Source organism: Methylocystis echinoides (assembly GCF_040687965.1).
GTDB lineage: Bacteria > Pseudomonadota > Alphaproteobacteria > Rhizobiales > Beijerinckiaceae > Methylocystis > Methylocystis echinoides_A.
In genome coordinates this window covers 1,634,098-1,652,763 of record NZ_CP156084.1, presented here as the reverse complement: position 1 = coordinate 1,652,763, position 18,666 = coordinate 1,634,098, and the positions used below count along the sequence as shown (strand labels likewise).

The following is an 18,666-nucleotide window of genomic DNA, read 5'->3' as shown; positions in this document are numbered from 1 at the left end:
CGGCGCTCAGCCGAAATTACAAGCCGTAGATCTTGGCGAAATCGGCGTCCTTGGCGGCGACCTGCTTGGCGAGGTCGACGACGACCTTGCACTGCTTCCAGGTGGCGTCGTCCTGCATGCGGCCGTCGATCATCACCGCGCCGGTGCCGTCGGGCATGGCGTCGAGCACGCGCTTGGCGAAAGCGACTTCCTTCGGATCGGGCGAGAAGACGCGCTTGGCGATGTCGATCTGCGTCGGATGCAGCGACCAGGCGCCCGCGCAGCCGAGCAGGAAGGCGTTGCGGAACTGGGCCTCGCAGGCCGGCGCGTCGGAGAAATCGCCGAAGGGGCCGTAGAAGGCCTTGATGCCGGCGGAGGCGCAGGCGTCGACCATTTTGGCGATGGTGTAGTGCCACAGATCCTGCTGGAAGCTCGCCCGCAGGCCCGCGCCCGGATCGGCGTCGGCGATCACCTTATATTCCGGGTGGCCGCCGCCGACGCGCGTGGTCTTCATGGCGCGCGAGGCCGCGAGATCGGCCGGGCCGAGGCTGATGCCATGCATGCGCGGCGAGGCCGCGGCGATGGCGTCGACGTTCTTCACGCCCTCCGCCGTCTCCAGAATGGCGTGGATCAGAATGGGCTTCTGGACGCTGTTTCTCGCTTCGAGCTGGGCCAGAAGCTGGTCGAGATAGGCGATGTCCCAGGGACCTTCGACCTTGGGGAGCATGACGACGTCGAGCTTGTCGCCGACGGCGCCGACGATCTCGATCATGTCGTCGAGCGCCCAGGGGCTGTTCAAGGCGTTCATGCGGGTCCACAGGCCCGTGGAGCCGAAATCCGTGGACTTGGCCATGTCGATGAAGCCGGCGCGCGCGGCTTCCTTGGCGTCGGCGGGGATGGCGTCCTCGAGATTGCCGAGCACCACGTCGACCTGCTTGGCGATGTCCGGAACCTTCGCCCGCATTTTCTCGACATGCGGCGGCACGAAATGGATCATCCGCTCGACCTTGACCGGAAGCTCGCGATAGGGCGACGGCGCGCCAATGGCCAGCGGACGATAGAACTGATTGGGCAGTTTCATGCGGGAGAGCTCCGGATCGCGCGTTCCTTGGGGGACGAAAAACGGCCGACGGGCCATGAGGACGCGTTTCAAATGACGCGTCGAGCTAGCGCAGACCGGCCCGAATGGCAATGGCGGGGGCGACTGGCCCCGACTTCGCATCTCTCGAGCCGATCCGGCCAACCAGACAAGACGAAAGCGACATCATGCCGAGCGACGCGCTGCGCGACTTTCTCACCGAACACGGCTTCGGGCCGGACGAGGTCAATGGCCGCAACGGCGACGGCGCGACGCCGCTGATGGTCGCGGCGCGGCGCGCGACGGCGGCGCTGGCGCAGGAGCTCCTCGACGCGGGCGCCGATCTCGACGCCGAGAACGCAGACGGCAATCAGGCGCTGTGGCTCGCCTGCGTCACCGAAAACATCGAGACCATCGAGCTGCTCATCGCCGCCGGGATCGACGTGCAGCATGTCAACGCCACGGGCGCGACGCCGCTGATGTTCGCCGCCTCTTCGGGCCGGGCGCGCGCGGTCGCGCGGCTCTTGGCGGCGGGGGCCGACCCGCTGTTCGAGACCGGGCTCGGCCTGACCGCCCTCGACATGGCGTCGACCTTCGAATGCCTCAGCCTGATGCGCGCAGCGGCCAAGCGCCCGGCCGCGGGGGGCTAGGGGCAAGCGGTCTTCACGATGATTCCGTCGCGATGCAGGTAATATTCGACGCAGCTGCGGTCGTTGACCAGCACCGGCCGCTTGCCGATTTCGGCGGCCTTGAGAAAGTCGAGGACGGTCGTATGCCCCTTGCCGTCCCAGTCCATCTCCTCCCAGCCATAGCCCGCCCGCCAGGCGGCGAAGGCGCGCACCGACAGGAAAAAGACCGGGATGACGAGCAGCGCGAGAAGACTGGTCACAATGAGGCGGCGCTTGCCGAAGGGCTCGGACATGTCTGGCTCCAAATGGCTTTAGATGAAAGGTTACCCCGCGCGGCGTGAATGAGAAACCTTATCGGACGCTTTAGCGGCTCGGTCGCGGGGGCGCCCCGTTTTGGGAGCCGGGAGAAGAAAAGGCGCACAAAACGGGGTCGAATCGGGCCCCCTTGATTCGCGCCCGCCGAAGGTGAACAAAGCCTTATGACCGAGAAAGACCTTTCCCCGCGCGCCGCAGCCTCGGCGCCCCTGACGCTGTGGCGCGGCGCGTCGATGAAATGCCCCCGCTGCGGCGAAGGGCGCATTTTTCAAGGCTACCTGAAACGTCGGGACCGCTGCGCGCATTGCGGCGAGACCTTCGAGGGATTGGACGCCGACGACGGCCCGGCGTGGCTCACCATCGGCCTCGTCGCCCATATCGTCGTGCCGTTGCTCATCGTCCTCGAGCGCGGCGAACTCATGCCCTATTGGCAGGAGGCGGCGATTCTCGTGGTCGTGACGATCGTCGCCACGCTGCTCTTTCTGCCGATCTCAAAGGGGTTTTTCGTCGCGGCGCTGTGGCTGATCGACCGCAAGAATTAGATTTTCCGGAGCTTGGCCTCGGTCAGCGCCCAGTCGGCCGACTTCTCTCGGCAGGCGGCGCCTTGCAATTTCTCGTCGGTCTCGCCCGCTTCTATGTCGGCGACAAAGGCGCGGCAGATTTTGCCGTCGAGCGGATAGGCCTGTCCAAGCGGCGTGAAGGAGCCCTTGGCGCCAGTCTGCGGATTGTCCCAATGAACGCTCGCCCCGGAGCCTTGCGGATCGAGCGCGGTGCTCATCGCCGCCATGGCGCGGCGCAGGTCTTCGGCGTCGAGATGGCGGGAGAGCTTCGGCGCAGGCTTGGCGATGGAGCCGGTCGCGTCGTCGGGCGCGCCCCGCCACAGCGCTGAATTGGGAGAAGACGCCATCGGAATGGCGATCGAGCACCCAGAGGCGGCGCAGGCGAGCATGATGGCGCCAACGGCCCCGAAGCGCGGGAATTGAGCAATGAGGCTGTCGGTTATATGTCTGATACTCAAGAACTGCAAAGGGCTGCCTTCCAACGCGCCGCGCCCGGATCAGGCGCCTCCCAGGAGAGGATTTTCCCGTGAACGCGTTAACGTCGGGTGACTTTGTCGAAGCCGTAGAGCCGTTTGATCTTTTCGGAAGATGGTTTGAGGATGCGCAGGCCAAGGAAGTTAACGACCCCGAGGCCATGGCGGTGGCGACGGCCGACGCCGACGGCCTGCCGGACGCGCGCATGGTGCTGATGAAGGAGTGGAGCCCGGAGGGCTTCGTCTTCTACACCAACGCGGAGAGCGCCAAGGGGCGACAGCTCGCCGCCAATATGAAGGCGGCGGCCCTCTTCCACTGGAAATCGCTGCGCCGTCAGGTGCGCCTGCGCGGCCCGGTCGAGGCGGTGAGCGAGGCGGAATCCGACGCCTATTACGCCAGCCGCCCGCGCGACTCGCGCATCGGGGCGTGGGCCAGCCAGCAGTCGCGCCCGCTCGAGAGCCGCTTCGCGCTGGAGAAATCGGTGGCGTCATATGCGGCGAAATATGCGATTGGCGACATTCCGCGGCCGCCCTATTGGCGCGGCTTCCGCATCAAGCCGATCGCCATGGAGTTTTGGCAGGACCGACCCTTCCGTCTGCACGACCGCCTGCGCTTCTTCCGTGAGGCTCCTGGCCAGGACTGGCGCAAGGAGCGCCTCTATCCATGAGACGCAGCGTCGCCCCATTGGCGCTCGCCTGCGCCTCTCTCTTGAGCTTCGAAGCCGGGGCGCAGGGGATCTTCGACAATCTCTTCGGCCCCGACCGGCCCGAACGCGCGGCGCCGCGCTCGGCCCCGGCGCGCGACGTTCCCCAGAAAGAGAAAAAACGTCCCGACGCCGCGGCCGCCGCCAAGGCCAAGAAAAAAGGCGAGCCCGCCAAGGGGCAGCCGGAGACCGCCGCCAAGCCCGGCGCTCCGGGCGGCGAGGCCCCGCCCCCGCCCTATGCGGGGCAGCTTATGAGGCTGTCTGAAGTGCTTGGCGCGCTCGCCTTTCTGCGCGATCTCTGCCAGGCGAAGGACGGCGGCGACTGGCGCGACAAAATGTCCGCGCTGCTCGAGGCGGAAGCGCCGAGCGGGCCGCGGCGCGACAAATACGTCGCGGCCTTCAATCGCGGCTTCCGCGGCTATGAGCTGACCTATCGGGTCTGCACGCAGAACGCCAAAGACGCGACCGCGCGTTATCTCGACGAGGCCGCCAAAATCTCGCGCGACGTGAGTTATCGATTCGGCAGTCCTTAAGATTATCTGCAAGCTGGAATTAACCTTTTGGAAAGAGGCCGGTCGCGCCCGGCGGGCGCCTTGTCTAAAGTGCATCGCATGATGCAGCTGAACCTAGCGACTTTCGACGACACCGGCGGCGAGCAGCAGCGCGCCGCTTTGGCCTATGTGACCGAAGCCTTCGCCGAGGCGATTTTGGCGGGAATTGAAAGCGAGTCCTTCGCCCAGGCGGCGTTGTCGGCGGCGCTGCGCGAGCTCGTCGCGACCTATGGCGAAGAGGCGGTCGCGCGCTTCGTCGAGACGCTGCCCGGCCACATTCGCGCCGGCGAGTTCACCTACGCCGCGCGGCATTGACGCAAGTCAAGGGCAGGCGTTTTCGCCAAAAGGCGACTGACTTTTCCGGCGGGATAGGGCAGAACAGCCGTCGCGTAACGGCGCGGCGGGCGAATTTTGCGCGAGAGCCCGCGCGCGAGCGGCCCGTGCGCCGCGCCAAGACGAGCGATGACCCGAACGATCATCTGTCTCGCCCGCCACGGCGAGACAAATTGGAATATTGAACGTCGTTTCCAGGGCCAGTTCGACATTGCCCTCAATGCGCGCGGCCGCGCCCAGGCGCAGGCGCTCGCGCATGAGCTGGACGGCGCCCATTTCGACCGCGTCTACGCGAGCGATCTCCGCCGCGCCCTCGCCACCGCCGCGCCCATCGCCGCGTCGCGCGGGCTCGAGGTTCGCGCGACGCAGCGGCTGCGCGAGAAGGACGACGGCGCCTGGCAAGGCCACACCCACGCCGAGGTGCAGGTCAAATACGCCGACGACTATCCGCATTATCTCTCGCGCAAGCCCGACTTCGCGGCGCCCGAGGGCGAGACGCTCGAAGAATTCGCCCGCCGCGTCCGCCTGGTGCTGACCGACATCGCCCGCGAGAGCGCCGGCCTCACGGTGCTCGTCGTCGCCCATGCGGGCGTGCTCGACATCGCCTGGCGGATCGCCACCGGCAAGGCGCTTTCCGAGAAGCGCGAGCATCCGGTGCTGAACGCGACGCCGAACTGGATCGCCTATGACGACGGCGAATGGTCGCTCGTCGATTGGGCGCGGCCGGAGGGGCGGGCGGAAATCGCAGCGCCCTGGGACGGGGTGGCGCTGCCGCGGCGCGAGGCCGCCCGGGCGCTGATCGTCGAGCCGGCCGGCCGTGCGCTGCTCATGCAATACGCCGGCGGCCTGTCGCCGCATTTTCTGGCGCTGGGGCATCACCACTTCTGGGCGACGCCGGGCGGCGCGCTCAAGGAGGGCGAGACGTTCGAGGCGGCGCTGCGGCGGGAAGTCGCCGAGGAGACCGGTCTCCTCCTGCGCGGCGACGTCGGCCCCGTCGTCGCGACGCGGGAGTTCCCGATGGAGCTCGGCGAAGATTGGCACCAGGCGATCGAGCGCTATTTCCTGATCAGAACGGAAGAGTTCGCGCCTGCGCCGCAAAGCCTTACGCCGGAAGAAAAGGTGCACCTGCTCGGTTGGCGCTGGTGGTCGGCGGACGAGATCGCGGCGTCTCAGGAGCTCATCTTCCCCGAGGGCCTCGAAGCGTTGCTGCGCAAGGTCAATCCATAACGCCCCCGCCTCCGCCAACGGGCGCGCGTCTGGGGAGGTTCTATGCTGACGTCCGCGCCTGCGGGTTCGATGCGCGGCGAATTGCGCCGCTCCGTGGCGGTCCCCGATGGCGGGAAGCTCCTTAGACGCATCTTTGTCTTTCTCGGCCCCGGCTATCTCGTCGCGACCGGCTATATGGACCCTGGCAATTGGGCGACGGCCCTGGCGGGCGGCTCGAAGTTCGGGACGGCCCTGCTGTTCGTGGCCGTGCTGTCGAGCCTCATGGCCGTCGTGCTGCAATCGCTCTCGGCGCGGCTTGGCGTCGGCGCCGGGCTCGATCTCGCCCAGGCCTGCCGGGCCCATACGCCCTTCCCCGTCGCGGTCGGGCTGTGGATCCTCGCCGAGGCCGGGATTTTTGCAACGGACCTCGCCGAAGTCATCGGCACGGCGATCGGGCTTCAGCTTCTCTTCGGCCTGCCGCTGGCGATCGGAATCGTCGTGACGACGCTCGATGCGTTTCTCGTGCTCGCTTTCGAGCGTCTCGGCTTTCGCAAGATCGAGCTGTTCGTCGTCGCGATGCTCGCCTTGATCGGTCTCTGCTTCGCAGCGCAGCTGGTGATGGCCCGACCCGACATGGCCGAGGTCGCGCGGGGGCTCGTCCCCACGTCGCGCTTCGTCACCGACCCCGAGATGCTCTATCTCGGCCTCGGCATCCTGGGTGCGACGGTGATGCCGCATAATCTCTTTCTCCATTCCTTCGTGGTGCAGACGCGCGCCGTGGGCGTCTCGACGCGCCAGAAGCGTGAGGCGATCCGCTTCGCCGTGATCGACAGCGCGCTCGCTCTGTTCTTCGCATTGCTCGTCAATGGCGCGATCCTCGTCCTGGCGGCGGCGGTCTTTCACACGCGGGGCCTAACTGACGTCGCCGAGCTCGGCGAGGCGCATCGGCTCATCGCGCCGCTCCTCGGCGAGCCTGTGGCGGCGACGCTGTTCGCCGTGGCGCTCATTGCGTGCGGGCTCAATTCGACGGTCACCGCCACCCTCGCCGGGCAGATCGTCATGGAAGGCTTCGTCCATCTTCGCCTCGCCCCCGCGACGCGCCGGCTCGTGACGCGGGCGATCGCGATTGCGCCCGCCATTGCGGTGACGCTTTATGCCGGTGAGAGCGCGACGGCGCGGCTTCTCGTGCTCAGCCAGGTGGTGCTGAGCGTGACCCTGCCCTTCGCCGTCGTTCCGCTCGTTCTCTTCACGGCCCGCCGCAAGGTGATGGGCGATCTTGTCGCCCCGAGGCGAACGACGCTCGTCGCCGCCGTCATCGCCGTCGCAGTTATCGGGCTCAATCTGAAGCTTCTGTGGGACGCCCTCGCCGGCGCCGCGCTATGAGAAGCGCTCCCAAGCCGTTTGCCGCGAAACCCCGAGGCTCTTGGCGATTTCCGACCAGCTCACGCCCTGTTCCCGCAGGGTCTCGACCATGACCTGAAGTTGATCCCGGTAGCCGTCCGCGGCGGCGTTGATCGGCGCGAGAAGCGCGAGCAATCGCTCCCGCGGCCAGGCCCTGGGGTCGAAGGAGCGGTCGGCCCCGGGGCCGTCTCCGTGCATAATCGCTTGGCAGACCCCGACGCATTCGTTGCAGATATGCACGCCGGCGGGGCCGGCGGCGAATTTCTCGATCTCGTCCTGCGACTTGCCGCAGAAGGAACAGTGCAGTTTCTTCGCCAAGACCGCCTCCGTCAGGTCCGACCTGACTGCAGGTCAAGCCTGATGAAATCCGTGTCCACGCCAAAACGCCAACAGGCGTCCAGCCGCCGGAACATGGGCGGGAGCTTGCGCGTTCAAAAACGCAACAATTTCAAAACAGGAAAGACCCCATGAAAGTCCCTGCGCTCGGTCACGCCGAGATCGAAAAGGCTTTGATTTCCCCGGCGTCGGTTTTCGACGCGCCTCATGAAGTGGTCGATACGCCGGCCCTCGCCAAAATCATGAAGATCGAAATCCTCAAGCGCTGGGAGCTCGACGCCCGCGCCCTTTTGCGGGCGACGGAGGAAAATATGGCCGGCGGCGAACCGAGCGAGATCGACGCCGTGAACGAGGCGCTCGCGCGCCTCGACCCCGAGGGCAGGGCGCTCGACGACTTTGCTCGCGCGCCGACGAAGCTTTGATTCGGCCCTGCTCGCGCTTGCGTTAGCTCCGCGCTTCTCCCACATAGTAATTCAGACATTTGCGCCCGCGCCGCTTCGGGCGGGCGCTTCCATGGGCTGATTGGACCAAAATGCGCGACCCCTACGACGTACTCGGCGTTTCCAAATCGGCGAGCGCGGCCGACATCAAGAAGGCCTACCGCCAGCTCGCCAAGAAATACCACCCCGACCGCAACAGGGACGACGCGAAGGCCAAGGAGCGCTTCGCGGAGATCAACACGGCCTACGAGATCGTCGGCGACGAGAAAAAGAAGGCCCAGTTCGACCGCGGCGAGATCGGGCCGGACGGCAAGCCCAAGGGCTTCGAAGGCTTTGGGGCCGGACCGGGCGGCTTCTCGCGCGCCTGGCGCTCGAGCAGCGGGCCCGGGGCGAACCAGCATTACGAATTCAATTTTGGCGGCGGCGGCGGTCAGGGGGGCGCCGGCGGTTTCGATCCCAGCGATCTCTTCGCCGATCTCTTCGGCGGCCGCCGGCGCGCCCAGCAGACGCCCGAGCGCGGCGAGGACGTGGCGGCGACGGCGACCGTGCCGCTCGAAACCGCCGCGAAGGGCGGCTCGGCCCGCGTCATTCTGCCCTCCGGCCGCACGCTGGAAGTCAAAGTTCCCGCCGGCGTCGAGGACAGTCAGCAAATCCGCCTGCGCGGCCAGGGCCAGCCGGGCCTGCGCGGCGGCGAGTCGGGCGACGCCCTGGTGACCGTGAAGATCGCGGCGCATCCCTATTTCAGGCTCGAGGGGCGCGATCTGCGCCTCGATCTGCCGGTGACGATCTACGAGGCGGCGCTGGGGGCGAAGGTCCAGACGCCGACGCTCGACGGCAAGGTCGAGCTCGCGGTCCCGGCCGGCTCCAACGGCGGCCGCGTGCTGCGCCTGCGCGGCAAGGGTCTGCCGGCGACCGAGAGCAAGCCCGCGGGCGACCTCTATGTGGCGCTGAAAATCATGCTGCCGGAGGAGCCCGACGCCGAATTCGAGGCGAGACTGCGCGAGCTGCGGGAGCGCCATCATTACGATCCGCGCCGGAAGATGGGCTAAGCGAGGTCGGTTTTTGGCTGCCTGGCGCTTTTCCGGCGGCCGTAACGCAATCGTCGTCACAGCCGGCCGCCGCCGCGCGCTTGACCCGCGGCGATTTCCGCGCGACCTAGGGCGAAACGCATCAACGGAGCCGCGACCAGAGCCATGACCGACGCGACAGAGTCCCGCCTGCCCGATCCCGTTTCCGCCGAACCGGCGCCGCGCAAAAAGACCTGCGCCGTGCGGATCGGCGCGGGCGCGGGCGCCGTGACGGTTGGCGGCGGCGCGCCCATCGTCGTCCAGTCGATGACCAACACCGACACCGCCGACGTCGACTCGACCGTCGCGCAGGTGACGGCGCTCGCCCAGGCGGGATCGGAGATCGTCCGCATCACCGTCGACCGCGACGAGGCGGCGGCGGCCGTGCCGCACATTCGCGAGAAGCTCGACGCGAAGGGGATCAATGTCCCCCTCGTCGGCGATTTTCACTACATCGGCCATAAGCTCCTCGCCGATCATCCGGCCTGCGCCGAGGCGCTCGCCAAATATCGCATCAATCCCGGCAACGTCGGCTTCAAGGACAAGAGGGACCGCCAGTTCGGCGCAATCGTCGAACTCGCCGCCAGGCACGACAAGGCGGTGCGCATCGGCGCCAATTGGGGCTCGCTGGATCAGGAGCTCTTGACGCATCTCATGGACATCAACGCCGCCTCGGACCGGCCGATCGACGCCCGCGCCGTGACGCGCGAGGCGCTGGCGCGCTCGGCGCTGATGTCGGCGGCGCGCGCCGAGGAGATCGGCTTGCCGAAGAACCGCATCGTGATTTCGGCGAAGGTCTCGGCGGTGCAGGACTTGATCGCCGTCTACCGCATGCTCGCGCAGCGCAGCGACTACGCCCTGCATCTGGGGCTGACCGAAGCCGGCATGGGCTCCAAGGGCGTCGTCGCGTCGGCCGCGGCGCTGGGCGTGCTGCTGCAGGACGGCATCGGCGACACGATCCGCGTCTCGCTCACCCCCGAACCCGGCGGCGACCGCTCGCTCGAGGTGCGCGTCGGGCAGGAAATTCTGCAGACCATGGGCTTTCGCACCTTCGTCCCGCTCGTCGCGGCCTGCCCCGGCTGCGGCCGCACGACCTCGACCGTCTTCCAGGAGCTCGCCCGCGACATTCAGGAGCATATTCGCGAACGCATGCCCATCTGGCGCGCGCAATATCCCGGCGTCGAGACGCTCAACGTCGCGGTGATGGGCTGCATCGTGAACGGCCCCGGCGAGTCGAAACACGCCGACATCGGCATTTCTCTCCCCGGCACCGGCGAGACGCCGGCGGCGCCCGTCTTCATCGACGGCAAGAAGGCCATGACCTTGCGCGGCGAGGGCATCGCCGAGGAATTCACCCGCATCGTCGACGATTATATCGCCCGCCGCTATGGCGGCGCGAAGGAAGGCGCGGCGGCGGAGTAAGGGGCCGGCGCCTCACTCCCGCAGCTTATCTGCCGCCGCGCGCAGGTCCCGCCACGCCGCCCGCTTGAGCGTCGGGCTTTTCAGCATGGCGTCGAGGCTGTTGAACACGTAGGCCCGGGCCCCGCCTGTAAGGTCGAAGGGCTTGCCGCGCAGCTTCGCGACCGGTTCATGCGTCGCGAGCGTCACCCGCGCCGGCGCTTCGCCGAAGAGGAGTACGACCCGCGGCCGCGCAAGTTCGACGTGACGGCGGGCGAACGGAGCAAGAATCGTTATTTCCTGCGGCGTGAGCGCCCTGTCGCCCGGCGGCCGCCAGGGCGCGACGTAAGCCAGATAGGCGCTTTTCCGGTCGAGGCCGATTGCGGCGAGCATATTGTCGAGAAGCCGCGCCTGCAGGCCGCTGAACGCCTCGCCGGTCGTTTCCTCCGTCACGCCCGGCGCGGCGTCGAGCGCCATGAGCGGCGCCCCCGGCGCTCCGGCGCCAAACAGGAAATGCTCCGCCATGTCGCGGAAGGGCGCGTGCGGAAATTCGGCGAGCCGCAGGGCGAGCGCGTCGAGATCCGACGCCGCGGCGGCCGCCGCCTCCGCCGCGCGCGCGGCGTCCTCCGGCGCGGCGACGACCGACGCCGGCCGGCGGGGTTGCAGCGGAAGGGGGGCCGGCGACTCGCGTGGCGCGACGATCGGCGTGGGGTCGATGGCAGGCGCCGGCGCGCGCGCGCTTTCGGCGTAGCGATCATGCGGCGCGTCGTCGAGCGCAAGATCGACGCCGCTCTCGACATGCCAGTCGAGCAGGGCGAGGAGCGCGTCGCGGAGGTCGGGCGGCGGGGCGATGGCCATAGGGCACATTACCTCGCACGGCCGATGAAGCGGGAGAAAAATGCGGCGCGCCGGGTTTACCCGACGCGCCGCCAGCCTCAGCTGCAAGGCGGCTTCGTCCTTCGAGACGCCCGCTTCGCGGGCTCCTCAGGATGAGGCCTAAGTAATTGTGACAAGAGTAAAAGCCCCTCATGCCGAGGAGCCGGCGACGCCGGCGTCTCAACGGCGCGAGGGGCGTCGCCGCCGGTTCTTACTTCTTTTTGTTATACGCCTCGACCACGTCCTCGACCGTATGCAGGCCGGGCTCGGGCGCATTCACGAGCACGGCCATATTGCCGGGGGCATGCTCGTTCTTCCACATTTTCGTATGCGCCAGCGGGATCTTGTCCCAGGCGAAGACCTCCGACATGCAGGGGTCGAGGCGGCGGTCGATGACGAACTGGTTCGCCGCCGCAGCCTGTTTCAAATGCGCGAAATGCGAGCCCTGAACGCGCTTCTGGCGCATCCAGACATAGCGGGCGTCGAAGGTGAGATTGAAGCCCGTCGTGCCGGCGCAGAAGACCACCATGCCGCCGCGCTTGGCGACGAGGCAGGAGACCGGGAAGGTCTGTTCGCCGGGATGTTCGAAGACGATGTCCACATCCTTCTTGCCGGTGATGTCCCAGATCGCCTTGCCGAACTTGCGCGCTTCCTTGGTCCATTCGTGGAATTCCGGCGAATTGACCTTTGGGAGCTGGCCCCAGCACTTGAAGTCCTTGCGGTTGATGACGCCCTTGGCGCCGAGCGACATGACGTAGTCGCGCTTGGACTCGTCCGAGATCACGCCGATGGCGTTGGCGCCCGAGGCCGCGCAGAGCTGCACGGCGAAAACGCCGAGGCCGCCCGAAGCGCCCCAGACCAGCACATTGTGGCCGGGCTTCAACTCATGCGGCTCATGGCCGAAGAGCATGCGATAGGCGGTGGCGAGGGTTAAGGTGTAGCAGGCCGACTCTTCCCAGGTGAGGTGCTTGGGGCGCTCCATGAGCTGGCGGTCCTGCGCGCGGCAGAACTGGGCGAAGGAGCCGTCGGGCGTCTCATAGCCCCAGATGCGCTGCGACGGCGAGAACATCGGGTCGCCGCCGTTGCACTCCTCGTCGTCCCCGTCGTCCTGGTTGCAGTGGATGATGACTTCGTCGCCGACCTTCCAGCGCTTCACCTTGGAGCCCACCGCCCAGACGATGCCCGAGGCGTCGGAGCCCGCGATGTGATACGGCATTTTATGCCCGTCGAGCGGGGAGATGGGTTCACCGAGCGAGGCCCAGACGCCGTTGTAGTTGACGCCGGCGGCCATTACGAGGACGAGCACGTCATGGCTGTCGAGCTCCCAGGTGGGGAGAACCTCGAGCTGCATCGCCGTCTCCGGCGGCCCATGGCGCTCTTTCCGGATCGCCCAGGCGTACATGTTCTTGGGAACATGCCCGAGCGGCGGGATTTCGCCCAACTCGTAAAGGTCTTTCTTCTCGCTCAAGGTAAAGCTCCCTCCATTCCGGTCGCCGGATGCTGCTTTTAGAATATCGGGCGAGCTTATAATGGTCCGGCGCCGCCTGGCATAGGGTGAAAATAGCGATGCGCCCGGCAGGTTTTGCCTATGCCCGGCGGGAAACCGATCGTCGGGGGAGCGTTCTGCGGACCGACGCGCGATAGATATCGTGCTGCAAACAGGCGCTCGCGTGGGGTGCGAACCCCTCGCGACTCCCGCCGGCGGCGCGGTTCTTTCCTGGAGACGGAAAGCCATGAGCGAAACACAAGTCTCGGCCCTCGACCACACGATCCAGCAGACCAACGCCTGGCTGAAGGCGCTGGCGGAAGAGCATCGTCTCGGCAACCGGCCGCACGCCTATAGCGCGTTGCGCGCCGTGCTCCACGCCTTGCGCGACCGGCTGACGCCCGAGCAGGCGGTTCACCTCGGCGCCCAGCTTCCGCTGCTCGTGCGCGGAATTTATTACGCCGGCTGGCGCCCCGCCGGGACGCCGGACGTCTCGCGGCGGCTCGACGACTTCGAAGCGCGGATCGCCCAGGAATTACCGTACAATTTTCCGGTCGACACCGCGACCGCCGCGCGCGCCGTCTTCGCGGTGATCTGGCGGGAGATCGACTTCAACGAAACCGCCAAGGTCGTCTCCGACCTGCCGACGCCGCTGCGGGAGCTGTGGCCCGAGGAAGCGCGCAGCCTCGCAGCGGCGCGGACGGGAGAGTGACGCCGAAACGCGGCGCTCGCTTGGCCTAGCGTCAGCTTTGCCTCGTCGCTCTGGCGCTAAGTCGCGACGGCGCCTCGCGGCGTCTCGCCCGCTTCCGCCTGCGCCGCGCCCATGCTATCGCAGCGGCGAGGAGGACAAAAATGAACGACACGTCTGCGCCGCGCCGCGATAAGCCCTGGATGTTTCGCACCTACGCCGGTCACTCGACCGCCGAGGCGTCGAACCGGCTTTATCGCTCCAATCTCGCCAAGGGCCAGACGGGTCTCTCGATCGCTTTCGACCTGCCCACGCAAACGGGCTACGACAGCGACCACATCCTCTCGCGCGGCGAAGTCGGCAAGGTCGGCGTGCCGGTCTCGCATCTTGGGGACATGCGCACCCTCTTCGACGGCATTCCGCTCGCCGAGATGAACACGTCGATGACCATCAACGCCACCGCCGTGTGGCTGATGGCGCTCTATATCGCCGCCGCCGAGGAGCAGGGCGCGCCCCGCGCCAAGCTGCAGGGCACGACGCAAAACGACATCATCAAGGAATATCTCTCGCGCGGCTCCTATGTCTTCCCGCCGGCGCAGTCGCTGCGCCTGACGCAGGACCTCATTCTCTTCACCACGAAGGAATGCCCCAAGTTCAATCCGATGAACGTCTGCTCCTATCATCTGCAGGAAGCGGGCGCGACGCCGGCGCAGGAACTCGCCTATGCGCTGGCCACCGCCGTCGCCATTCTCGACGGGGTGAAGAAAGCCGGCATGTCGGATGAGGACTTCGCGCAGGTCGTCGGGCGCATTTCCTTCTTCGTCAACGCGGGCATGCGCTTCGTCACCGAACTCTGCAAGATGCGGGCGTTCACGGAGTTGTGGGAGGAGATCACCCGCGACCGCTATGGCGTCAAAGACGAGAAGCTGCGGCGCTTCCGCTACGGCGTGCAGGTCAATTCGCTCGGCTTGACCGAGCAGCAGCCGGAAAACAACGTCTATCGCATCCTCATTGAAATGCTGGCGGTGGTGCTCTCCAAGAACGCCCGCGCCCGCGCCGTGCAGCTTCCCGCCTGGAACGAGGCGCTCGGCCTGCCGCGGCCCTTCGATCAGCAATGGTCGCTGCGCATGCAGCAGATCATGGCCTATGAGACGGACCTGCTCGAATACGGCGACATCTTCGACGGCAATCCGGAGATCGCCCGCAAGGTCGCGGCGCTGAAGGACGAAGCCAGGGCGGAACTCAAAAAGATCGACGAGCTCGGCGGCGCCGCGGCGGCGGTCGAGATCGGCTATATGAAGTCGAAGCTCGTCGAAGCGAATACGGCGCGTCTCGAGGCGATCGAAGCGGGCGAGCAGATCGTCGTCGGCGTCAATAAATTCACCTCGACCGAGCCGTCGCCGCTCGCGTCCGGCAGCGACGCCATCATGGTCGTCCCGGAGGGCGTCGAGGCCGACCAGATCGCGCGGCTGAACGCCTGGCGCGAGCGCCGCGACGCCAAGGCCGCGAAAGCCGCCATCGAGGAGCTGGCGCGCGCGGCGAAAGAAGGCCGCAATATGGTCGAGCCCTCGATCGCCGCCGCCAAGGCCGGCGTCACGACGGGCGAATGGGGCGGCGTGCTGCGCGGCGTCTTCGGCGAATATCGCGCGCCGACGGGCGTCTCCTCGACGGCGCGCCAGGTCGGCGGCCAGCTCGACAAGGTGCGCGGCGAGGTCGAGCGCGTCTCGCAGAAGATCGGCAAGCGCGCCAAGTTCCTTGTCGGCAAGCCGGGCCTCGACGGCCATTCCAACGGCGCCGAACAGATCGCCGTGCGCGCCCGCGACGCCGGCTTCGACGTGATCTACGCCGGCATTCGCTCGACGCCCGCGGAACTCGTCGAGACCGCGAAGAAGGAGGGCGTGCATTGCATCGGGCTCTCCATCCTCTCCGGCTCGCATGTGACGCTCGCCCATGAGGTCATGCGGCTGATGAAGGAAGAGGGAGTGTCCGCCCCGCTCGTCGTCGGCGGCATCATTCCGCCAGCGGACGAGAAGCTCCTGCTCGAGTCGGGCGTTGCGGCGGTCTATACGCCGAAGAATTACGACCTCAACGTCATCATGACCGACCTCGCGCAGATCATCGAGCGAAGCGTGAACTAAGGGTTCGCAGACTCTCGAAGCGGCGTTATCAGGCGCTTGCCGGCCACGTTCTCGCCTCCCTCCCCCCACGAAGCGGCGGGGAGGGATGAAGGGTGGGGGGCGGGGCCGCACTCGCGCGCAGCCTTATGGAGATGCGCGCGTCGCCTTCAATTGAACAATCTTTCGCAGCGCGATATGCAGTAAGGCAGCCAGCCGCTGCAATCTTTGCATGAGCGTCAATCGGCGTCTTGCGCGCCGGGAAGGATTTTGAAGGATGGACGTCGCCGTCGGGCCGCAGCCGAGTTTCTTCTCCCGCGAACGGTCCATCGCTGCGCCCGGATTCAATCGCTGGCTCGTGCCCCCGGCCGCGCTCGCGATCCATCTCTGCATTGGCATGGCCTATGGCTTCTCGGTCTTCTGGCTGCCGCTGTCGCGCGTCGTTGGCGGCGCCGCGCCAAAGGAATGCCCGGCCGACATGGGGCTCTTTTCGACCCTAGTCGCGACAGACTGCGACTGGAAGATCAGCATGCTCGGCTGGACCTTCACGCTGTTCTTCGTGCTACTCGGCTCCTCGGCGGCGATTTTTGGGCATTGGCTCGAGACCGCCGGTCCGCGCAAGGCGGGCCTCGCCGCGGCTTTCTGCTGGTGCGGCGGCCTGCTGATCTCGGCGCTGGGCGTGTATCTGCACCAGATCTGGATGCTGTGGCTCGGCTCCGGGGTGATCGGCGGCGTTGGCCTCGGCCTCGGCTATATCTCGCCCGTCTCGACGCTCATCAAATGGTTTCCCGACCGGCGCGGGCTCGCGACAGGCCTCGCCATCATGGGCTTTGGCGGCGGCGCCATGATCGGCGCGCCGCTCGCCGACAGGCTCATGGGCTATTTCGCGACGCCCACCTCGCCCGGCGTCTGGCAGACCTTCGTGGCCCTCGCCGGCATCTATTTTCTCTTCATGGTGTCCGGGGCGCTCGGCTATCGCGTGCCGCCGGACGGCTGGTCGCCGCAGGGCTTTGCGCCGCCGGCGCCGGCCGCCAACGCCATGGTCACGCACCGCCATGTGCATCTCGACGTTGCCTGGAAGACCCCGCAGTTCTGGCTGCTGTGGGGCGTCCTCTGCCTCAATGTGTCCGCCGGCATCGGCGTCTTGGGCATGGCGTCGCCCATGCTGCAGGAGGTGTTCGGCGGCAAGCTCATTGGCCTCGACATCGGCTATGACAGCCTTACGGCCGACCAGAAGAAGCAGATCGCCGCCATCGCGGCGGGCTTCACCGGTCTCTTGAGCCTGTGCAACATCGGGGGCCGCATTGGCTGGGCGTCGGCCTCCGACAAATTCGGGCGCAAGGCCACTTACGCCATCTTCTTCGTGTTGGGCCTCGTTCTCTACGCCGCCGTTCCCTTCGCGGCGAAGGGCGGCGTGGTCTTCCTCTTCGTGCTGCTCTTCGCCGTCATCATCACCATGTATGGCGGCGGCTTCTCGACCATTCCCGCCTATCTCGCGGATATTTTCGGCACGCATTACGTCGGCGCCATTCATGGACGCCTGCTCACCGCCTGGTCGACCGCGGGCGTGCTCGGCCCGGTGCTGGTGAACTATATTCGCGAATATCAGCTCTCGATCGGCGTGCCGCGCGAGGCGGCCTATAATCAGACGATGTATGTCCTCGCGGGCCTGCTGCTTTTCGGCCTCGTCTGCAATCTTCTCGTCCGCCCTGTCGCCGAAAAATATTACATGACGGACGAAGAAGTCGCCGCCGCCAAGAAGACGACGGTCGCCGCTGTTCGGGAAGAGGAGAAAGAGCCGCACGCGGATTTCGAGGATTATATCGAGGACGCGCTCGAACCCGCCGACGCGCCAGTCGCCGCCGTGCGCCTGCGCGCCCTGCCGAACGGCTTCTCCCCGGTGCTGCTGCTCGCCTGGGCCGCGGTCGGCGTTCCCCTGGCGTGGGGGGTCTCCATCACCCTTCTGAAGGCGCTGGCGCTCTTCCATTAGGCGCTTGCGGGCGAAGCCAACCGTGCGGGGCGGCGTGCATTTTTTCCCGGCGAGAGCCTCGCCCCGCCATGTTTTCTCTCCATTAACCAAATATCGGCACAGTGAAAATTCCGTAATGCCCCGGCCCGCTTAAAAAAAGCGGCCGCTTCCGGCGGGAGAGAAAATGGCGACGGCTTGCACCAATGGGCTCGACACGGGCTTCGTCGACCTCGGCTATATGAAAGTGGCGGCGCTCGGCGTCGTGCAGGGGATCACCGAACTTCTGCCGATCTCCTCCACCGCGCACATGCGCATCGTCCCCGCGCTGCTCGGCTGGAAGGACCCCGGTTCGGCCTTTTCGGCGGCCATGCAGCTCGCGGCTCTGGCCGCGGTGGTCAGCTATTTCTGGGACGACATTCGATCCCTCGCCGTCGGCTCCATCGACGCGCTCAAACGGCGCGACTTCAACGACTGGACGTTCCGCTTCGTCATGTGGGTCGGCTTCGCCACGATCCCCATCGGCGTCGCCGGCCTTCTGCTGTCGCACACGCTCAATACCTGCGGCTCGCCGCTGCGCACGCTGCCGGTGATCGGCATTTCGTGCATCGTGATGGCGGCGCTGCTCGCGCTCGCGGAGCTTTATTGCAACCACAAGCGCACGCTCGATCACGTGACGCTGAAGGACGCGATGATCGTCGGCTTCGCCCAGGTCGGCGCGCTCATTCCCGGCGTGTCGCGTTCGGGCTCGACGCTCACGGCGGCGCTGTTTCTCGATTTGAAACGCGAGGAGGCGGCACGCTTCTCCTTCCTCCTCGGCCTGCCCGCCATCGCGCTTGCGGGATTGAAGGAGCTTTGGGAGCTGCACAAGGCGCACCTCGATCTGCACGGCTGGTCGGTGCTCACGCTCGGCCTTATCGTCGCCTCGATCTCCGCCTTCGTCGCGATCTGGGGCCTTCTGCGCATTCTCGAGCGTTTCTCCGCCTGGCCCTTCGTCGCCTATCGCGGAATCATCGGCGTCGTGCTGCTCGTCGGCTTCTACGCCGGCTGGCTCGTTTAAGAGCGC

Annotated in this window: 20 protein-coding genes; 14 read left to right on the top strand and 6 right to left on the bottom strand. The window is 66.8% G+C overall.

Annotated features, from left to right (window positions below):
• Nucleotides 1–16: 16 nt before the first annotated feature.
• Nucleotides 17–1,060, bottom strand: a complete 1,044-nt coding sequence (locus tag RVU70_RS07985) for a CoA ester lyase (RefSeq protein WP_363350727.1) — start codon at nucleotides 1,058–1,060, stop codon at nucleotides 17–19.
• Between the two features lie 185 nt (nucleotides 1,061–1,245).
• Here RVU70_RS07985 and RVU70_RS07980 point away from each other — a divergent pair, with 185 nt between their 5' ends.
• A complete protein-coding gene (locus RVU70_RS07980) occupies nucleotides 1,246–1,707 on the top strand; it encodes an ankyrin repeat domain-containing protein (RefSeq protein WP_363350725.1) in 462 nt (153 codons plus the stop codon).
• Here the strand turns inward: RVU70_RS07980 and RVU70_RS07975 are convergent.
• Nucleotides 1,704–1,979: a hypothetical protein gene (locus RVU70_RS07975; RefSeq protein WP_363350723.1), complete on the bottom strand. Its 276-nt coding sequence runs from the start codon at nucleotides 1,977–1,979 to the stop codon at nucleotides 1,704–1,706. The two genes, RVU70_RS07980 and RVU70_RS07975, sit on opposite strands and share 4 nt — an antisense overlap.
• 186 nt (nucleotides 1,980–2,165) lie before the next feature.
• Here RVU70_RS07975 and RVU70_RS07970 point away from each other — a divergent pair, with 186 nt between their 5' ends.
• Nucleotides 2,166–2,543, top strand: coding sequence for a DUF983 domain-containing protein (locus RVU70_RS07970; RefSeq protein WP_363350721.1), 378 nt, complete (start codon nucleotides 2,166–2,168; stop codon nucleotides 2,541–2,543).
• Here the strand turns inward: RVU70_RS07970 and RVU70_RS07965 are convergent.
• Entirely contained in the window at nucleotides 2,540–3,019 is a 480-nt protein-coding gene (locus tag RVU70_RS07965; protein ID WP_363350719.1) for an RT0821/Lpp0805 family surface protein, read from the bottom strand. The genes RVU70_RS07970 and RVU70_RS07965 overlap by 4 nt on opposite strands.
• A gap of 68 nt (nucleotides 3,020–3,087) precedes the next feature.
• Between RVU70_RS07965 and pdxH the strand changes: the two genes are divergently transcribed.
• The 5 genes from pdxH to RVU70_RS07940 all read left to right on the top strand — a co-directional run bounded on the left by pdxH (nucleotide 3,088) and on the right by RVU70_RS07940 (nucleotide 7,211).
• Complete coding sequence (gene pdxH / locus RVU70_RS07960; RefSeq protein ID WP_363350717.1) at nucleotides 3,088–3,702, top strand: pyridoxamine 5'-phosphate oxidase; 615 nt, start codon at nucleotides 3,088–3,090, stop codon at nucleotides 3,700–3,702.
• Nucleotides 3,699–4,271, top strand: a complete 573-nt coding sequence (locus RVU70_RS07955) for a TIGR02301 family protein (protein WP_363350715.1) — start codon at nucleotides 3,699–3,701, stop codon at nucleotides 4,269–4,271. Before pdxH ends, RVU70_RS07955 begins: the two co-directional genes overlap by 4 nt.
• 78 nt (nucleotides 4,272–4,349) lie before the next feature.
• On the top strand, nucleotides 4,350–4,604 hold the full coding sequence (locus tag RVU70_RS07950) for a hypothetical protein (protein ID WP_363351267.1): 255 nt from the start codon (nucleotides 4,350–4,352) through the stop codon (nucleotides 4,602–4,604).
• Between the two features lie 147 nt (nucleotides 4,605–4,751).
• A complete protein-coding gene (locus tag RVU70_RS07945; protein WP_363350713.1) occupies nucleotides 4,752–5,849 on the top strand; it encodes a histidine phosphatase family protein in 1,098 nt (365 codons plus the stop codon).
• Nucleotides 5,850–5,891: 42 nt separating this feature from the next.
• Complete coding sequence (locus RVU70_RS07940) at nucleotides 5,892–7,211, top strand: Nramp family divalent metal transporter (protein WP_363350711.1); 1,320 nt, start codon at nucleotides 5,892–5,894, stop codon at nucleotides 7,209–7,211.
• Here RVU70_RS07940 and RVU70_RS07935 read toward each other — a convergent pair.
• Nucleotides 7,206–7,547: a ClpX C4-type zinc finger protein gene (locus tag RVU70_RS07935; protein WP_363350709.1), complete on the bottom strand. Its 342-nt coding sequence runs from the start codon at nucleotides 7,545–7,547 to the stop codon at nucleotides 7,206–7,208. The two genes, RVU70_RS07940 and RVU70_RS07935, sit on opposite strands and share 6 nt — an antisense overlap.
• A 149-nt stretch (nucleotides 7,548–7,696) precedes the next feature.
• On the opposite strand from RVU70_RS07935, the gene RVU70_RS07930 reads away from it, so the two are divergent.
• The 3 genes from RVU70_RS07930 to ispG all read left to right on the top strand — a co-directional run bounded on the left by RVU70_RS07930 (nucleotide 7,697) and on the right by ispG (nucleotide 10,494).
• Nucleotides 7,697–7,987 (top strand): hypothetical protein, encoded by a 291-nt coding sequence (locus tag RVU70_RS07930; RefSeq protein WP_363350707.1) that lies wholly within the window; start codon nucleotides 7,697–7,699, stop codon nucleotides 7,985–7,987.
• A gap of 110 nt (nucleotides 7,988–8,097) precedes the next feature.
• Nucleotides 8,098–9,054: a J domain-containing protein gene (locus tag RVU70_RS07925; RefSeq protein ID WP_363350705.1), complete on the top strand. Its 957-nt coding sequence runs from the start codon at nucleotides 8,098–8,100 to the stop codon at nucleotides 9,052–9,054.
• Nucleotides 9,055–9,198: 144 nt separating this feature from the next.
• On the top strand, nucleotides 9,199–10,494 hold the full coding sequence (ispG, locus tag RVU70_RS07920) for a flavodoxin-dependent (E)-4-hydroxy-3-methylbut-2-enyl-diphosphate synthase (protein WP_363350703.1): 1,296 nt from the start codon (nucleotides 9,199–9,201) through the stop codon (nucleotides 10,492–10,494).
• 12 nt (nucleotides 10,495–10,506) lie between these two features.
• Here the strand turns inward: ispG and RVU70_RS07915 are convergent, their stop codons facing one another.
• Nucleotides 10,507–11,328, bottom strand: a complete 822-nt coding sequence (locus tag RVU70_RS07915) for a uracil-DNA glycosylase (RefSeq protein WP_363350701.1) — start codon at nucleotides 11,326–11,328, stop codon at nucleotides 10,507–10,509.
• 229 nt (nucleotides 11,329–11,557) lie between these two features.
• Nucleotides 11,558–12,814, bottom strand: a complete 1,257-nt coding sequence (ccrA, locus tag RVU70_RS07910) for a crotonyl-CoA carboxylase/reductase (protein ID WP_363350699.1) — start codon at nucleotides 12,812–12,814, stop codon at nucleotides 11,558–11,560.
• 265 nt (nucleotides 12,815–13,079) lie between these two features.
• Between ccrA and RVU70_RS07905 the strand changes: the two genes are divergently transcribed.
• The 4 genes from RVU70_RS07905 (at nucleotide 13,080) to uppP (ending at nucleotide 18,660) form a co-directional block, all read left to right on the top strand.
• Complete coding sequence (locus tag RVU70_RS07905) at nucleotides 13,080–13,544, top strand: DUF2267 domain-containing protein (protein ID WP_363350697.1); 465 nt, start codon at nucleotides 13,080–13,082, stop codon at nucleotides 13,542–13,544.
• A 140-nt stretch (nucleotides 13,545–13,684) separates the two neighbouring features.
• Nucleotides 13,685–15,658, top strand: a complete 1,974-nt coding sequence (locus RVU70_RS07900) for a protein meaA (protein WP_363350695.1) — start codon at nucleotides 13,685–13,687, stop codon at nucleotides 15,656–15,658.
• Nucleotides 15,659–15,911: 253 nt separating this feature from the next.
• Entirely contained in the window at nucleotides 15,912–17,624 is a 1,713-nt protein-coding gene (locus RVU70_RS07895; protein ID WP_363350693.1) for an OFA family MFS transporter, read from the top strand.
• 163 nt (nucleotides 17,625–17,787) lie between these two features.
• Complete coding sequence (uppP, locus tag RVU70_RS07890) at nucleotides 17,788–18,660, top strand: undecaprenyl-diphosphatase UppP (RefSeq protein ID WP_363350691.1); 873 nt, start codon at nucleotides 17,788–17,790, stop codon at nucleotides 18,658–18,660.
• Nucleotides 18,661–18,666: the final 6 nt, after the last annotated feature.

Bases quoted from the DNA above. Each gene is read 5' to 3' on its own strand.
- RVU70_RS07985 (WP_363350727.1), bottom strand. From the start codon at position 1,060: ATGAAACTGCCCAATCAGTTCTATCGTCCGCTGGCCATTGGCGCGCCG.
- RVU70_RS07980 (WP_363350725.1), top strand. From the start codon at position 1,246: ATGCCGAGCGACGCGCTGCGCGACTTTCTCACCGAACACGGCTTCGGG.
- RVU70_RS07975 (WP_363350723.1), bottom strand. From the start codon at position 1,979: ATGTCCGAGCCCTTCGGCAAGCGCCGCCTCATTGTGACCAGTCTTCTC.
- RVU70_RS07970 (WP_363350721.1), top strand. From the start codon at position 2,166: ATGACCGAGAAAGACCTTTCCCCGCGCGCCGCAGCCTCGGCGCCCCTG.
- RVU70_RS07955 (WP_363350715.1), top strand. From the start codon at position 3,699: ATGAGACGCAGCGTCGCCCCATTGGCGCTCGCCTGCGCCTCTCTCTTG.
- RVU70_RS07950 (WP_363351267.1), top strand. From the start codon at position 4,350: ATGATGCAGCTGAACCTAGCGACTTTCGACGACACCGGCGGCGAGCAG.
- RVU70_RS07945 (WP_363350713.1), top strand. From the start codon at position 4,752: ATGACCCGAACGATCATCTGTCTCGCCCGCCACGGCGAGACAAATTGG.
- RVU70_RS07940 (WP_363350711.1), top strand. From the start codon at position 5,892: ATGCTGACGTCCGCGCCTGCGGGTTCGATGCGCGGCGAATTGCGCCGC.
- RVU70_RS07930 (WP_363350707.1), top strand. From the start codon at position 7,697: ATGAAAGTCCCTGCGCTCGGTCACGCCGAGATCGAAAAGGCTTTGATT.
- RVU70_RS07925 (WP_363350705.1), top strand. From the start codon at position 8,098: ATGCGCGACCCCTACGACGTACTCGGCGTTTCCAAATCGGCGAGCGCG.
- ispG (WP_363350703.1), top strand. From the start codon at position 9,199: ATGACCGACGCGACAGAGTCCCGCCTGCCCGATCCCGTTTCCGCCGAA.
- RVU70_RS07915 (WP_363350701.1), bottom strand. From the start codon at position 11,328: ATGGCCATCGCCCCGCCGCCCGACCTCCGCGACGCGCTCCTCGCCCTG.
- RVU70_RS07905 (WP_363350697.1), top strand. From the start codon at position 13,080: ATGAGCGAAACACAAGTCTCGGCCCTCGACCACACGATCCAGCAGACC.
- RVU70_RS07900 (WP_363350695.1), top strand. From the start codon at position 13,685: ATGAACGACACGTCTGCGCCGCGCCGCGATAAGCCCTGGATGTTTCGC.
- RVU70_RS07895 (WP_363350693.1), top strand. From the start codon at position 15,912: ATGGACGTCGCCGTCGGGCCGCAGCCGAGTTTCTTCTCCCGCGAACGG.
- uppP (WP_363350691.1), top strand. From the start codon at position 17,788: ATGGCGACGGCTTGCACCAATGGGCTCGACACGGGCTTCGTCGACCTC.